Here is a 16,167-nt window from a genome sequence, read left to right on the forward strand (position 1 = left end):
CTATGAACATGAAACCGATCGGTGGAATGCTGTTGTTGATGGTATCCACCTTCGCCTGCGCCCAGCAATCTTTCTCCACGCCTGAGCAGGCGGCTAATGCCCTGACGAAGGCCATCAGCGAGCAGAATGAGAGCGCGATGGCCGACCTGCTGGGGGATAACTGGCGCGACTATCTGCCACCTGAAGGGGTTGATCCGGAGGCGGTAGCTCGATTCCTGCGTGACTGGAAGATTAACCATCGTACCGAAATCAGCGGCGATATCGCCCATCTGTCAGTTGGCGATAACGGCTGGCAACTCCCCATACCGGTAGTGAAGAAAAAAGAGGGCTGGCAATTTGATATGCAGAAAGCGGCTGATGAGATCCTGACCCGCGAAATCGGCCGCAACGAACTCGCGGCTATCGAAGCGCTGCACGCCTACGTCGACGCACAGCAGAGCTACTACGCCATAAACCATCGCTATGCGCAGAAGATTGTCAGCACGCCAGGGCTAAAAGACGGCCTGTACTGGCCCATCTCGCCGGGCGAAGCGCCAAGCCCGCTGGGTCCCGCCTTCAGCTCGCCGGAGCCAGGTATGGGCTATCACGGTTATCGGTTCCGCATTCTGCCGGATAAAAATGGCTTTGCGATGGTTGCCTGGCCCGTGAGCTATGGTCAGACGGGGGTAATGAGCTTTGTTGTTAACCAGGATGACAAGGTGCATCAGGCAGACCTCGGCAACGATTCGGCACAAAAAGCGCAGGCGCTCGCTGCATACCACCCGGATAAAACCTGGCAGCCTGTCACCCCCTGAACGCGGCGCATAAAAAAAGCGGCCTCAGGCCGCTTTTTTCATCTGAAGAAATTTATTTCTTCTTCGCTTTCGCGTTTGGCAGGTCCGTAATGCTACCTTCAAACACTTCTGCCGCCAGGCCCACGGACTCGTGCAGAGTCGGGTGAGCGTGGATGGTCAGCGCGATGTCTTCCGCGTCACAGCCCATTTCGATAGCCAGACCGATTTCACCCAGCAGCTCGCCGCCGTTGGTACCGACAATCGCACCACCGATAACACGGTGAGTCTCTTTGTCGAAGATCAGTTTGGTCATACCGTCTGCGCAGTCGGACGCGATAGCACGGCCAGAAGCAGCCCACGGGAAGGTGGCGGTTTCATAGCTGATGCCTTTCTCTTTCGCTTCTTTCTCAGTCAGACCGACCCATGCAACTTCTGGCTCGGTGTAGGCGATAGATGGGATCACTTTCGGATCGAAGTAGTGCTTCATGCCGGCGATAACTTCAGCGGCAACGTGACCTTCGTGAACACCTTTGTGCGCCAGCATTGGCTGACCGACGATATCGCCGATAGCAAAGATGTGCGGCACGTTGGTGCGAAGCTGTTTGTCAACGCGGATGAAGCCACGGTCGTCCACTTCCACGCCAGCTTTGCCCGCGTCGAGGTTTTTACCGTTCGGCACACGACCGATAGCCACCAGCACGGCGTCGTAACGCTGTGGTTCGGATGGGGCTTTTTTGCCTTCCATGGAAACGTAAATACCGTCTTCTTTCGCTTCAACGGCAGTCACTTTGGTTTCCAGCATCAGGTTGAATTTCTTGCTGATGCGTTTGGTGAAGACTTTAACGATGTCTTTGTCGGCAGCCGGGATAACCTGGTCGAACATTTCAACCACGTCGATCTCTGAACCCAGCGCATGGTACACGGTACCCATTTCCAGACCGATGATACCGCCGCCCATAACCAGCAGGCGCTCAGGAACGGTTTTCAGCTCCAGCGCATCGGTGGAATCCCACACGCGTGGATCTTCATGTGGAATGAATGGCAGTTCGATTGGGCGAGAGCCTGCCGCGATGATCGCGTTGTCGAAGTTAATCACGGTTTTACCGTTTTCGCCTTCCACTTCCAGGGTGTTCGCACCGGTGAATTTACCCAGACCGTTTACCACTTTCACTTTACGGCCTTTGGCCATACCCGCCAGACCGCCGGTCAGCTGAGTGATAACTTTCTCTTTCCAGGTACGAATTTTGTCGATGTCGGTTTTCGGCTCGCCGAAGACGATACCGTGTTCAGCCAGCGCTTTGGCTTCTTCGATAACTTTCGCTACGTGCAGCAGCGCTTTAGAAGGGATACAGCCGACGTTCAGACAAACACCGCCGAGGGTGCTGTAACGTTCTACGATGACGGTTTCCAGACCTAAATCCGCGGCGCGAAATGCTGCGGAGTAACCTGCCGGGCCTGCCCCAAGTACTACGACCTGAGTTTTGATTTCTGTGCTCATCATGACCTCTTAATGTATACCCGTCGTCCACCGGGTCGTTCTATCCGCCCGTATTTTACAAAATTGTTAACAATTTTGAAACAACAAACGGCTCACGAATTATCGCTTTCACCAATAACCTCAAAAACCCCATGAGATTATCAGAAAAAAGCCGGCCGACTGGCCGGCTTTTCGATTACATCACCAGGCGGCGAATGTCGCTCAGCATGTTGTTGATGATGGTGATGAAACGCGCACCATCAGCCCCGTCGATCACGCGGTGGTCGAAGGACAGAGAGATTGGCATCATCAGACGCGGCACGAACTCTTTGCCATTCCACACCGGCTCCATCGCGGACTTGGACACACCGAGGATAGCCACTTCCGGCGCGTTCACAATCGGTGCGAAGTGGGTGGTACCCAGGCCGCCGATGCTGGAGATAGTGAAGCAGCCGCCCTGCATTTCGCCGGCAGTCAGCTTACCATCACGCGCTTTTTTGGAGATGGTGGTCAGTTCACGGGACAGCTCAGTGACGCTCTTCTTGTTCACGTCTTTGAAGACCGGAACAACCAGACCATTTGGCGTATCAACCGCAACACCGATGTTGATGTACTTCTTCAGCGTCAGCTTCTGGCCGTCTTCGGACAGGGAGCTGTTGAAGCGAGGCATCTGCTCAAGGGCAGCGGCAACCGCTTTCATGATGAAGACCACTGGAGTGAACTTCACGTCCAGCTTACGCTTCTCAGCTTCGGCGTTCTGCTGTTTACGGAACGCTTCCAGATCGGTGATATCGGTCTTATCGAAGTGGGTAACGTGCGGGATCATTACCCAGTTACGGCTCAGGTTAGCACCCGAGATTTTCTGGATACGGCCCAGTTCCACTTCTTCGATTTCACCGAACTTGCTGAAGTCCACTTTCGGCCATGGCAGCATGCCCGGGATACCGCCACCGGCAGCAGCAGGTGCAGCTTCGGCGCGTTTCACCGCATCTTTCACGTAAGCCTGAACGTCTTCGCGCAGGATACGGCCTTTACGACCAGTGCCCTTCACTTTCGCCAGGTTCACACCGAATTCGCGCGCCAGGCGACGAATCAGCGGAGTCGCGTGGACGTAAGCGTCGTTTTCAGCGAACTCAGATTTTTCTGCTTTAGCAGCAGGGGCAGCAGCCGGTTTAGCAGCCTGAGCCGGTGCAGCAGCCGGTGCCGGAGCAGCCGCGGCAGCTGGAGCGGCGGCAGGTGCTGCGCCTTCCACTTCGAAGACCATGATCAGAGAGCCGGTAGATACTTTGTCGCCGGTGTTGATTTTGATCTCTTTAACGGTACCGGCGAACGGCGCAGGCACTTCCATAGAAGCTTTGTCGCCTTCAACGGTGATCAGTGACTGTTCAGCGGCAACTTTGTCGCCCACTTTTACCATCACTTCGGTCACTTCAACTTCGTCACCGCCGATGTCCGGTACGTTAACGTCTTTCACGCCGCCAGCAGCCGCTGGTGCAGCAGCCGGAGCCGGAGCAGCTTCCGCTTTCGCTGGAGCCGCAGCACCTTCAGCGCCCGCCACTTCGAAAATCATGATCAGGGAACCCGTAGAAACTTTGTCGCCGGTGTTGATCTTGATCTCTTTAACGGTACCCGCGAACGGTGCCGGCACTTCCATAGAGGCTTTGTCGCCTTCTACGGTGATCAGTGACTGCTCGGCCGCAACGGTATCGCCCACTTTCACCAGGATTTCAGTGACTTCAACTTCGTCACCGCCGATGTCAGGCACGTTCACTTCTTTCGCTGCCGCGGCCGCTGCTGGAGCAGCAGCAGGAGCGGCTTCTTTCTTCTCTTCCTGCGCAGGTGCAGCAGCTGCTGCACCGTCGGCGGAATCGAAAATCATGATCAGTTTACCGGTCTCGGTTTTATCGCCAACAGAGACTTTGATCTCTTTAACGATGCCAGCCTGAGGAGACGGGACTTCCATAGAAGCTTTGTCGCCTTCTACGGTGATCAGCGACTGTTCAGCTTCAACTTTGTCGCCCACTTTGACCAGGATCTCAGTGATTTCAACTTCATCAGCCCCGATGTCCGGTACATTGATTTCGATAGCCATTATTCTTTTACCTCTTACGCCAGACGCGGGTTAACTTTATCTGCATCGATGTTGAATTTGGTGATTGCGTCTGCAACCACTTTCTTATCGATTTCGCCACGTTTAGCCAGTTCGCCCAGTGCTGCTACCACCACGTAGGAAGCATCAACTTCGAAGTGGTGACGCAGGTTTTCGCGGCTGTCAGAACGACCGAAGCCGTCAGTACCCAGTACGCGATAATCATCAGCTGGAACGTAAGTACGAACCTGCTCAGCGAACAGTTTCATATAGTCAGTAGACGCCACCGCTGGCGCGTCGTTCATCACCTGAGCGATGTACGGAACTCGTGGGGTTTCCATTGGGTGCAGCATGTTCCAGCGCTCACAATCCTGGCCATCACGCGCCAGTTCAGTGAAGGAGGTAACAGAGTACACATCGGAACCCACACCGTAGTCTTTCGCCAGGATCTGCGCTGCTTCACGAACGTGACGCAGGATAGAACCGGAGCCCAGCAGCTGAACTTTACCTTTGCTACCTTCGATGGTTTCGAGTTTGTAGATACCTTTACGGATACCTTCCTCGGCACCTGCTGGCATTGCCGGCATGTGGTAGTTTTCGTTCAGGGTGGTGATGTAGTAGTAAATATTCTCTTGCGCTTCACCGTACATGCGCTGCAAGCCGTCATGCATGATGACTGCCACTTCGTACGCGTAAGACGGGTCGTAAGAGATACAGTTAGGGATAGTCAGAGACTGAATGTGGCTGTGACCATCTTCGTGCTGTAGACCTTCACCGTTCAGGGTCGTACGACCAGAAGTACCACCGATCAGGAAGCCGCGAGCCTGCTGGTCGCCTGCCTGCCAGCACAGGTCACCGATACGCTGGAACCCGAACATGGAGTAGTAGATGTAGAACGGGATCATCGGCAGGTTGTTGGTGCTGTAAGAAGTCGCAGCAGCCAGCCAGGATGCGCCTGCACCCAGTTCGTTGATACCTTCCTGAAGGATCTGACCTTTCTCGTCTTCTTTGTAGTATGCAACCTGCTCACGGTCCTGCGGGGTGTACTGCTGACCGTTCGGGCTGTAGATACCGATCTGACGGAACAGACCTTCCATACCGAAAGTACGCGCTTCGTCGGCGATGATTGGAACCAGACGATCTTTGATCGACTTGTTCTTCAGCATCACGTTCAGGGCACGAACGAAAGCGATAGTGGTAGAGATCTCTTTGTTCTGCTCTTCCAGCAGCTGAGAGAAATCTTCCAGCGCTGGCAGTTCCAGCTTCTCGGTGAAGTTAGGCTGACGAGCAGGCAGGTAGCCTTTCAGCGCCTGACGACGTTCGTGCAGGTACTTGTGCTCTTCAGAACCTTCCGGGAAGGTGATGTAAGACAGTTTTTCTACCTGCTCATCGGTCACTGGAACGTTGAAACGATCGCGGATATAACGCACGCCGTCCATGTTCATTTTCTTAACCTGGTGAGCGATGTTTTTACCTTCTGCGGTATCACCCATGCCGTAACCTTTAATGGTGTGGGCCAGGATCACAGTCGCTTTACCTTTGGTTTCACGCGCTTTTTTCAGTGCAGCGTAAACTTTCTTCGGATCGTGACCACCGCGGTTCAGCGCCCAGATCTGCTCGTCAGTCCAGTCTGCAACCAGGGCTGCGGTTTCAGGATATTTGCCGAAGAAGTGCTCACGAACGTAGGCACCGTCTTTGGATTTGAAGGTCTGGTAGTCGCCGTCAACGGTTTCGTTCATCAGCTGGATCAGTTTACCGCTGGTGTCTTTACGCAGCAGCTCATCCCAACGACCGCCCCACATCACTTTGATCACGTTCCAGCCAGCACCTGCGAAGATGCCTTCCAGTTCGTTGATGATCTTGCCGTTACCGGTGACCGGACCATCCAGACGTTGCAGGTTACAGTTGATGATGAAGCACAGGTTGTCCAGCTTCTCACGGGTCGCGATGGTGATCGCGCCTTTAGATTCTGGCTCATCCATTTCACCGTCGCCCAGGAAGGCGTAAACGGTCTGCTCAGAGGTGTCTTTCAGACCACGGTGTTCCAGGTACTTCAGGAATTTTGCCTGATAGATCGCACCGATTGGACCCAGACCCATAGATACGGTCGGGAACTGCCAGAACTCAGGCATCAGTTTAGGGTGCGGGTAAGAAGACAGACCCTTACCGTGAACTTCCTGACGGAAGTTGTTCATCTGCTCTTCAGTCAGACGACCTTCCAGGAAGGCACGTGCATAGATGCCCGGAGAGATGTGGCCCTGGAAGTACACCAGATCGCCGCCATCTTTCTCGTTAGCTGCACGGAAGAAGTGGTTGAAGCACACTTCGTAAATGGTCGCAGAAGACTGGAAGGACGCCATGTGGCCACCCAGTTCCAGGTCTTTCTTGGATGCGCGCAGAACGGTCATGATGGCGTTCCAGCGGATAGCAGAACGGATACGGCGTTCCAGATCCAGATTGCCCGGGTATTCCGGTTCGTCTTCGACGGCAATCGTGTTTACGTAGTTGCTAGCCCCTGCACCTGAAGCCACTTTCACGCCGCCTTTGCGTGCTTCTGAAAGCAGCTGATCAATCAGATACTGAGCGCGCTCAACACCTTCTTCACGGATGACCGATTCGATCGCCTGTAGCCAGTCGCGAGTTTCGATCGGATCCACGTCATTTTGGAGACGTTCTGACATGGGGGTATTCCTTATCTATCTAATACGTTGATTTGTCTGGAACCTGTCCCATTGTATTTTCGCCAGAAAACACAATAAGACAGGTTCTGCGTTTAGTTGCCGCGCTCTAAAAGTACCTGGCGCTTAATCCTTTCGTTGCTGTATGCGGCGTAATGAACGTTCGCGACGCGATTGTTCACGGCTGCGGTCCAGCAAGATTTCCTCAATGAAAGCCAGATGGCGGTGCGACGCTTCGCGCGCCTGCTCCGGTTCCCCGGCCATTATCGCCTCGAATACTCGGGTGCGATGGTTGCTTACCAGCGGGAGCATCTCCCGACGGGCATACAACAATTCAAAATTCTGACGAACGTTCTGGGCCAGCATCGGCTCCATGCAGCGTAGCAGATGGAGGAGCACCACGTTGTGCGCCGCTTCGGTGACGGCAATTTGATACTGGACGACGGCATTGGACTCGGCGTCTAAATCGCCGGACTGCTGTGCCCGTTCAATGGCCTGATGCAGCTCGCGAATACGTACGCGGTCTTCATCAGTGCTGCGAAGGGCGGCGTAATAGGCCGCGATACCTTCCAGCGCGTGACGGGTCTCAAGCAGATCAAACTGGGATTCTGGGTGGTCAGAGAGAAGTTCTACCAGCGGGTCGCTGAAGCTCTGCCACAGGCTGTTTTGCACAAAGGTTCCGCCACCCTGGCGACGGAGCAACAGGCCCTTTGCTTCGAGACGTTGAATCGCCTCACGCAGAGAGGGGCGTGAAACGTCGAACTGTTTTGCCAGCTCGCGTTCTGGCGGGAGCTTCTCGCCCGGGCGCAGTGTCCCTTCGAGAATCAAAAACTCCAGCTGCTGCTCAATCACATCGGAAAGTTTTGGTTGGCGAATTTTGCTGTAGGCCATATTCCCTGTCTTACGCCTTTTTGCCCGGAGTCAATTGGTCTTACCAATTTCATGTTCGTATCGCTAAAGTAACAAAGTATTCACCTTCTGTCCATATTGGTTTTGATTGAAATCAGTAAACCCGGCACATTTTAACAACCTTACAGAACTAACGTTTCAGGAATGTAACTTTGCACAAATGAAATGGTTACTACCAAAGAGGCAGTTTTAACCATAATGAAACGAGGGTTTTTGCAATCTGAAGCGATTCAACAAGGCAAAAAATGAAAATTCGCCCTCTTCTGACGCATTTCTATTCTATAGGTTGGGGTATGAGGGGTTAACGTACCGATTTACAATTGGTTTCTTTTTATTCAAGTCGTCATCATCCCTTCATAAAGCAGGTGCATTCGCTGGCGCTTACCACTATTCTTGCGCTAACGGAAGCCATCTCCGCTTTTTTCGGTATCGTTAACCGTAAAGAAATAAATACAGAATATGGACTTTCATAATTACACACGCACAGCGTGAACATAACAACCACACACGAGGTTTCAAATGGAAGCTCAACAGCATGGCGATCAGCTAAAGCGCGGCCTTAAAAACCGCCATATTCAGCTCATCGCCCTGGGCGGTGCTATTGGTACTGGCCTGTTTCTGGGCAGTGCATCGGTTATCCAGTCGGCCGGTCCGGGCATTATTCTGGGGTACGCGATTGCGGGTTTTATTGCATTTCTGATTATGCGCCAGTTAGGTGAAATGGTTGTTGAGGAGCCGGTCGCAGGCTCATTCAGCCACTTCGCCTATAAATACTGGGGCAGCTTCGCAGGTTTCGCCTCGGGGTGGAACTACTGGGTTCTGTACGTTCTGGTTGCCATGGCCGAGCTGACCGCCGTTGGGAAATACATTCAGTTCTGGTACCCGGAGATCCCCACCTGGGCGTCTGCGGCGGCCTTCTTCGTCATTATCAATGCCATTAACCTGACCAACGTAAAAGTGTTTGGTGAGATGGAGTTCTGGTTTGCCATCATCAAAGTGATTGCCGTTGTAGCGATGATCATCTTCGGCGGCTGGCTGCTGTTCAGCGGCAACGGCGGCCCGCAGGCCACCGTGCGCAACCTTTGGGAGCAAGGCGGGTTCCTGCCGCACGGCATGACCGGTCTGGTGATGATGATGGCAATTATCATGTTCTCCTTCGGCGGTCTGGAGCTGGTGGGCATCACCGCCGCGGAAGCCGACAACCCGGAGCAGAGCATTCCGAAAGCCACTAACCAGGTTATCTACCGTATTCTGATCTTCTATGTGGGCTCCCTGGCGGTCCTGCTCTCCCTGCTGCCATGGACGCGCGTGACGGCGGATACCAGCCCGTTTGTGCTCATCTTCCACGAGCTGGGCGACACCTTCGTGGCGAACGCGCTCAACGTCGTGGTGCTGACCGCCGCGCTCTCCGTTTATAACAGCTGCGTTTACTGCAACAGCCGTATGCTGTTCGGCCTGGCGCAACAGGGCAACGCACCGAAAGCGCTGCTTACCGTTGATAAGCGTGGCGTACCGGTTAATACCATCATCGTGTCGGCGGTCGTGACGGCGCTGTGCGTTCTGATTAACTACCTGGCACCGGAATCTGCCTTCGGTCTGCTGATGGCGCTGGTGGTTTCCGCGCTGGTGATTAACTGGGCGATGATTAGCCTCGCGCACATCAAGTTCCGCCGCGCCAAGCACCAGCAGGGCGTAACCACGCGCTTCCCTGCCCTGCTCTATCCGCTGGGGAACTGGGTTTGCCTGCTGTTCATGGCAGCTGTGCTGGTCATTATGCTCATCACCCCAGGCATGGCGATTTCCGTCTACCTGATCCCGGTCTGGATTGCGATCCTCGGCGTGGGTTATATGGTGAAACAGAAAAATGCCAAAACGGTGAAAGCGCACTAAGTGTTTTCTCGCTGTACTCGCGGTTGCGGGTACAGCGTCTTGTTACCTTCCTCACAAATTCGCGCCCACAGCAAAATCCTCCATATCACCGCCTTTATATTGCAACGCATATATTCGTTTGCCAGCGAATAATTCTCTCCATACCGAAACCCGGAGAGCTGTCGATGAATAACAACAAACTGTCAGTAAAAGAAAAGATCGGCTATGGCATGGGTGACGCCGGATGCAACATCATCTTTGGCGCCATCATGTTATTTGTTAACTACTTTTATACGGATATTTTTGGTCTGGCTCCTGCACTGGTTGGCGTTTTACTCCTGTCCGTACGCGTCATTGATGCCGTCACGGACCCAATTATGGGCGCGATTGCCGACCGTACCCGCAGCAAATATGGCCGGTTTCGTCCATGGCTGCTGTGGATTGCCTTCCCCTACGCGCTGTTCAGCATCCTGATGTTTACCACGCCTGACTGGAGCTATAACAGCAAAGTTATCTATGCGTTTGTCACCTATTTCCTGCTGTCGCTGACCTACACGGCTATCAACATTCCCTACTGCTCGCTGGGCGGCGTGATCACCAACGACCCGAAAGAGCGCGTTGCCTGCCAGTCCTACCGTTTTGTTATGGTTGGTATCGCCACGCTGCTGCTGTCGCTGACGCTCCTGCCGATGGCCGACTGGTTCGGTGGGGATAACAAAGCCAAAGGCTACCAGATGGCGATGACCGTGCTGGCGCTGATTGGTACCTGCATGTTCCTGTTCTGCTTCGCCACGGTGCGGGAGCGCGTGCGTCCGGCGGTGCAAACTCATGACGAACTGAAAAACGACCTGAAAGACGTGTGGAAGAATGACCAGTGGGTGCGGATCCTGCTGTTAACGCTGTGCAACGTCTGCCCCGGCTTTATCCGTATGGCGGCCACCATGTATTACGTCACCTGGGTCATGGGGCAAAGCACCCATTTCGCCACGCTGTTTATCAGCCTGGGCGTGGTCGGCATGATGTTCGGCAGTATGCTGGCGAAAGTGCTGACCGACCGCTGGTGTAAGCTGAAGGTCTTCTTCTGGACCAACATCGTGCTGGCGATTTTCTCCTGCGCCTTTTACTTCTTCGACCCGAAAGCGACGACAACTATTGTCGTGCTCTACGTCCTGCTGAACATCCTGCACCAGATCCCGTCACCGCTGCACTGGTCGCTGATGGCCGACGTGGACGACTACGGTGAATGGAAAACCGGGAAACGCATCACCGGGATCAGCTTCTCCGGCAACATCTTCTTCCTGAAGCTGGGTCTGGCGATTGCCGGGGCAATGGTCGGCTTCCTGCTCTCCTGGTACGGCTACGACGCGGGCGCAAAAGCGCAGAGCGCGGACGCCATCAACGGGATCGTGCTGCTGTTTACCGTCATTCCCGGCATTGGATACTTAATTACCGCGGGCGTAGTACGTCTGCTGAAAGTGGACCGTGAGACCATGAAGCAGATCCAGTCCGATCTGGAAAAGCGTCGCACCAACTATCGCGAGCTGAACGATTATCAGGAACTCAAAGCCGCTGAGACTAAATAAGGAAAGCCGAATGCAAACCTGGCCAAACCCGTTTATTGAACAACGCGCCGACCCGTATATCCTGCGTCACGATGGGCAATATTACTTTATCGCCTCCGTACCGGAGTACGATCGGCTGGCGATCCGCCGCGCGGACTCGCTGGAAGGTTTACGCGATGCCGAAGAGGTGATTGTCTGGCGCAAGCCCGACACCGGCCCGATGAGCCAGCTGATCTGGGCACCGGAACTGCATCATATCGACGGCAGGTGGTACATCTATTTTGCCGCCACGCATACCCAGGCGCTCGATCAGCTCGGGATGTTCCAGCATCGCATGTTTGCTATTGAATGCGCAGATCGCGATCCGCTCACCGGTACGTGGGTGGAAAAAGGGCAAATCAAAACCCCGTTTGACACCTTCGCGCTGGATGCCACCACCTTTGTTCATCAGGGTAAACGCTGGTATCTGTGGGCGCAAAAAGCCCCGGACATTTCCGGTAACTCCAATCTTTACCTGTGTGAAATGGAAAATCCGTGGACGCTGAAAGGCGAGCCGGTGATGCTCAGTAAACCGGAATATGACTGGGAGTGCCGTGGGTTCTGGGTCAACGAAGGCCCGGCGGTGCTGTTCCATGGCGATAAGCTGTTTATCAGCTATTCCGCCAGCGCCACCGACGAGAACTACTGCATGGGATTACTGTGGGCAGACCTGAATGCCGATCCGCAAAACCCGGCTAACTGGCATAAATCCCCGCGCCCGGTGTTCGTCACCAGCTACGAAAACCGTCAGTATGGGCCAGGCCATAACAGCTTTACGCAGACGCCGGAAGGCGAAGATGTGCTGGTCTACCACGCGCGAAACTACACTGAAATTGAAGGCGATCCGCTTTACGATCCCAATCGCCATACTCGCCTGAAACTCGTCCGCTGGAACGAAAACGGGATGCCTGACTTCGGCATCCCGCCCGCGGATACGCCGTAACGGCTTCGGCGCGCTGGGTCAGACCAGCGTGCCGTAAATCGTTAGCAGCGCCACAATCACCACCACCACAAAGGATGTTTTCTTCGCCATCGAGACGGCAGCTTTTGGCGTTGCGACTTTATCCGTGTGCGGCTCACGCGCCAGCGAGAACTGTGCCAGTCGGGTTAAAACCTGATACTGCGAGGTATGGCGGTCTGCAAGGGAGACAAACCACGCGGGCAGCGCCTTTTCACCGTGACCGATGAGGGCATAGACCACGCCTACCAGACGCACCGGAAGCCAGTCGAGCACGTGCAGGATGGCATCAATGCCGGACTGTAGACGTTCATGCGGCGTAAGATAGCGGGCAAGCCAGGTCTGCCAGGCGCGCAGGAACGCATAACCCATCAGCAGAACCGGCCCCCAGGGTCCGCCCACCACGAACCAGAACAGCGGCGCCAGGTAGTAACGGAAGTTAATCCACAGCAGCGCGTTTTGCAGCTCCCGCAGAAACTCGCGTTCATCGCAATCCGGCGGTACGCCGTGGATCATCGTCAACTCGCTCGCCATCGCGCCGCGCGCGTGGGCATCATCCCGGGAAGCGGCTTTCAGATACGCGTGATAGTGCAAACGCACCTTGCCCGCGCCAATACACAGCACGCCGAGCAGGATCCACACCACCAGCAGCGGCACGTTGAAAAAGAGGCCGTAAAGCGAGCGCAGCAACAGGAACGTAATCGCCATCACGCCTGCCGCCATCAGCAGCGTGCGCAGCATGGAAAAATGCCTGATGCGGCGGAATAACACCTCCAGCCGATGATCCAGATGCCAGTGCTCGCCGAGCTTAAACAGGCGTTCAGCGATCATAACCAGCAGCATGGTAAACAACGTCATGTTATCTCCTTATCTGACGACGTGGTAAGCATGGCGTGAAACCGGGACCAGTCAAACGCCGGGCCGGGGTCGGTTTTTCTTTCCGGGGCGATGTCGCTGTGCCCTGTAATATTGTCTGCAATGGCGGGATAGCGCCCGATTAACGTTTGCGTTACAGCAACCAGTTTCTCATATTGCGCATCGGTGTAAGGCGTGGTGTCCGTTCCTTCCAGTTCAATTCCAATAGAGAAATCATTGCACCGCTCGCGCCCCTGATACATCGACACGCCAGCATGCCAGGCTCGCTTATCAAAAGGAACATACTGAACCACTTCGCCATCACGACGGATCAGACAGTGCGCCGATACGCGCAGATGCGCAATCTCAGCAAAGAAGGGGTGGGCATCGGGATCTATCGTTCCAGTGAATAACGCATCGATCCACGGACCGCCAAACTCACCCGGCGGGAGACTAATATTGTGAACCACCAGCAGTGTGGGCTTTTCATCCTCCGGGCGGCAGTCGTGGTGCGGCGACGGTACATGCCGCGCGTCCACCAGCCATCCGTTTTCTAACAACATGCTGGAACTCCTTATCTATGGTCACTCCCGTTTTTGCAACACCGATTTTGACGACAAGTTGGCTTGCTTGAATCTATCCGGCGTCTGAATGGGATTTTATTCCCGCGCCTTGATGAGTTCCGCGCCTGATGAACCTCCAGAAAATATACGGCTTCAATGAGCCTTTCCGTTTTACAGGTTCCTCAACAGGCCGGTGGGCCGTTAGTATCATCAATATCAGTATTCGCAAAACCAGATCAGTAATTCTTTAAACCGGTGTATTTCTGCCGTTATGCTACATAAGTTTGCTGTCGTGCCGTTAGGGCCCAGGCTATTCTGGCCAGCTTGTTTGCCAGAGCACAAGTGACGACAAAGTTGCTTTTCCGGCACAGTAAATCCCTGACCCAATCGGCCAATTTGCCAGACTGGTGTTCCAGTTTTTGTATGAATACCCTGGCACATTGAACCAACAAAGTTCGGATCTTTTTATTACCTCGCTTACTAATTCCCAGCAATGTCGTCCTACCTCCCGTGCTGTACTGCCGAGGTACAAGCCCTGTTGCCGCCGCAAAGTCACGGCTGCTGGCGTACTGCTTCCCGTCGCCAATCTCAGTTGAAATAGTACTCGCTGTCAGTGTTCCGACGCAGGGAATGCTCAGCAAGCGCTGTCCAACCTCATCTTCGTCCAACTTTCGTTTCAACTGGGATTCCAAATCTTTAATCTGCTCAACAAGATAGTGATAATGCTGTTGTAATTTCAGCAATAACTGGCTGAGGTAAAGAGGCAAACTATTATCCTCAAGAATGGTACTCAGTCGGCTAATAACGGCAGCTCCTCGGGGAACGCTAATGCCAAATTCCAGCAGAAAAGCATGCATTTGATTGGTTGTTTTTACCTTATCCTGAACCAGGGATTCACGGACACGATGCAGAGCCCGCATTGCCTGCTGAGATTCCGTTCTGGGCTGCACAAAACGCATAGACGGACGCGATGCAGCTTCACAAATAGCTTCGGCGTCGACAAAGTCGTTTTTATTGCTTTTAACGAACGGGCGGACAAATTGTGGTGATATCAGCTTTGGGGAATGCCCCAACTCTTCCAACTTGCGTGCCATAAAGTGAGAACCGCCACAGGCTTCCATTGCGATGGTTGTAGCGGGGCATGTCGCCAAAAATTCGATCAACTTTGGCCGGGTAAATTTTTTACGGTAAACAGCCTTCCCGCGACGATCCTGGCAATGAATATGGAAAGAGTTTTTACCCAGATCGATACCAATGAGCGCAATGTTTTCCATGATAGTTCTCCGAATGAAAGCCTGTCCTCAGCATAGTACCGGGAAGGAGGGAGTGACCATCTCATTATCTATGGTGCTGTTACTCGGTTCAGAGTAGCATGTTTCAATATTATGATTCGTTACCAATTTGGAGTTTTATCATGCCGCCTCGCCGCTATAACCCCGACCACCGACGTGACGCGCTTCTGGAACGTATTAATAGTGATATCCCGGCAAGCGTTGCCCATGCCCTGAAAGAAGATCTCGGCGGCGACGTCAGCGCCGATAACGATATTACCGCCCAATTGTTGCCAAAAGAGACACGCTCGCATGCGGTGATCATCACCCGCGAAGCGGGGGTTTTCTGCGGCAAACGCTGGGTTGAGGAGGTCTTTACCCAGCTGGCAGGCGACGAGGTGCAGGTAACATGGCACGTTGAAGACGGTGATGCGGTCACGGCGAATCAGCCACTGTTCGAGCTGGACGGCCCGTCCCGCGTCTTGCTGACCGGTGAACGCACCGCGCTCAATTTTGTGCAAACGCTCTCTGGCGTTGCCAGTGAAGTACGCCGCTACGTTGACCTGCTGGCAGGCACCCGCACGCAGCTGCTGGATACCCGTAAAACCCTGCCGGGCCTGCGGACCGCGCTGAAATACGCGGTACTCTGCGGTGGCGGCGCCAACCATCGTCTGGGGCTATCCGATGCCTTCCTGATCAAAGAGAACCACATTATTGCCTCTGGCTCGGTGCGTCAGGCCGTGGAAAAAGCCTTCTGGCTACATCCGGATGTGCCGGTCGAAGTGGAAGTGGAAACGCTGGAGGAGCTGGACGAGGCCATTAAAGCGGGGGCTGACATCATCATGCTCGATAACTTCGACACGGAGCAGATGCGTGAAGCGGTCAAACGCACAAACGGCCAGGCGCAGCTTGAGGTGTCCGGCAACGTGACGTTCGACACCATCCGCGAATTTGCTGAAACCGGCGTCGATTACATCTCCGTTGGCGCCCTGACCAAGCACGTCCGCGCCCTCGACCTCTCGATGCGCTTCAAATAAATTAGCCTCCCCTCTCCGCCCGGAGAGGGGAAATACGAAACCGCTCGCAATTACGCTGTCCTTCTCTGCAACACTGAATCATTTCCC

The 16,167-nt window shown here is 54.3% G+C and carries 12 protein-coding genes; 5 read left to right on the forward strand and 7 right to left on the reverse strand.

Translation table 11 applies throughout. The features are described from left to right. Positions 1–2 precede the first annotated feature (2 nt). Positions 3–794, forward strand: coding sequence for a DUF2950 family protein (locus O1722_RS19290; protein WP_033486450.1), 792 nt, complete (start codon positions 3–5; stop codon positions 792–794). A gap of 52 nt (positions 795–846) precedes the next feature. Here O1722_RS19290 and lpdA read toward each other — a convergent pair whose 3' ends face one another. The 4 genes from lpdA to pdhR form a co-directional block, all read right to left on the reverse strand. Beyond that, positions 847–2,271 carry a dihydrolipoyl dehydrogenase gene (gene lpdA, locus O1722_RS19295; RefSeq protein ID WP_032647260.1) on the reverse strand — a complete coding sequence of 475 codons (1,425 nt, stop codon included), beginning with the start codon at positions 2,269–2,271 and terminating at the stop codon, positions 847–849. Between the two features lie 175 nt (positions 2,272–2,446). Continuing rightward, the gene (aceF, locus tag O1722_RS19300) at positions 2,447–4,342 is read right to left on the reverse strand and encodes a pyruvate dehydrogenase complex dihydrolipoyllysine-residue acetyltransferase (RefSeq protein ID WP_017694504.1); all 1,896 of its coding nucleotides are present in this window, start codon (positions 4,340–4,342) and stop codon (positions 2,447–2,449) included. A gap of 14 nt (positions 4,343–4,356) precedes the next feature. After that, entirely contained in the window at positions 4,357–7,020 is a 2,664-nt protein-coding gene (aceE, locus tag O1722_RS19305; RefSeq protein ID WP_003856315.1) for a pyruvate dehydrogenase (acetyl-transferring), homodimeric type, read from the reverse strand. A 123-nt stretch (positions 7,021–7,143) separates the two neighbouring features. Next, positions 7,144–7,908, reverse strand: coding sequence for a pyruvate dehydrogenase complex transcriptional repressor PdhR (gene pdhR / locus O1722_RS19310; RefSeq protein WP_015572686.1), 765 nt, complete (start codon positions 7,906–7,908; stop codon positions 7,144–7,146). 537 nt (positions 7,909–8,445) lie between these two features. On the opposite strand from pdhR, the gene aroP reads away from it, so the two are divergent. From aroP to O1722_RS19325, 3 genes are all read left to right on the forward strand, one after another. After that, on the forward strand, positions 8,446–9,816 hold the full coding sequence (gene aroP / locus O1722_RS19315) for an aromatic amino acid transporter AroP (protein ID WP_015572685.1): 1,371 nt from the start codon (positions 8,446–8,448) through the stop codon (positions 9,814–9,816). Between the two features lie 164 nt (positions 9,817–9,980). Further along, entirely contained in the window at positions 9,981–11,378 is a 1,398-nt protein-coding gene (locus tag O1722_RS19320; RefSeq protein WP_017383771.1) for a glycoside-pentoside-hexuronide (GPH):cation symporter, read from the forward strand. Between the two features lie 10 nt (positions 11,379–11,388). Then, complete coding sequence (locus O1722_RS19325; RefSeq protein WP_033486449.1) at positions 11,389–12,339, forward strand: glycoside hydrolase family 43 protein; 951 nt, start codon at positions 11,389–11,391, stop codon at positions 12,337–12,339. A gap of 18 nt (positions 12,340–12,357) precedes the next feature. Here the strand turns inward: O1722_RS19325 and ampE are convergent, their stop codons facing one another. The 3 genes from ampE to O1722_RS19340 all read right to left on the reverse strand — a co-directional run bounded on the left by ampE (position 12,358) and on the right by O1722_RS19340 (position 15,046). Continuing rightward, the gene (gene ampE / locus O1722_RS19330) at positions 12,358–13,212 is read right to left on the reverse strand and encodes a beta-lactamase regulator AmpE (RefSeq protein ID WP_003856320.1); all 855 of its coding nucleotides are present in this window, start codon (positions 13,210–13,212) and stop codon (positions 12,358–12,360) included. Then, positions 13,209–13,772: a 1,6-anhydro-N-acetylmuramyl-L-alanine amidase AmpD gene (gene ampD, locus O1722_RS19335; protein ID WP_017694507.1), complete on the reverse strand. Its 564-nt coding sequence runs from the start codon at positions 13,770–13,772 to the stop codon at positions 13,209–13,211. The genes ampE and ampD overlap by 4 nt, the downstream gene beginning before the upstream one ends. 269 nt (positions 13,773–14,041) lie before the next feature. Next, entirely contained in the window at positions 14,042–15,046 is a 1,005-nt protein-coding gene (locus O1722_RS19340) for an IS110-like element IS4321 family transposase (RefSeq protein ID WP_000427623.1), read from the reverse strand. Positions 15,047–15,186: 140 nt separating this feature from the next. Here O1722_RS19340 and nadC point away from each other — a divergent pair, with 140 nt between their 5' ends. Beyond that, a complete protein-coding gene (gene nadC / locus O1722_RS19345; protein WP_015572681.1) occupies positions 15,187–16,080 on the forward strand; it encodes a carboxylating nicotinate-nucleotide diphosphorylase in 894 nt (297 codons plus the stop codon). The last annotated feature ends 87 nt before the right edge of the window (positions 16,081–16,167 follow it).

The sequence above is a fragment of the Enterobacter cloacae complex sp. HYC003_NIDB genome (assembly GCF_056673375.1).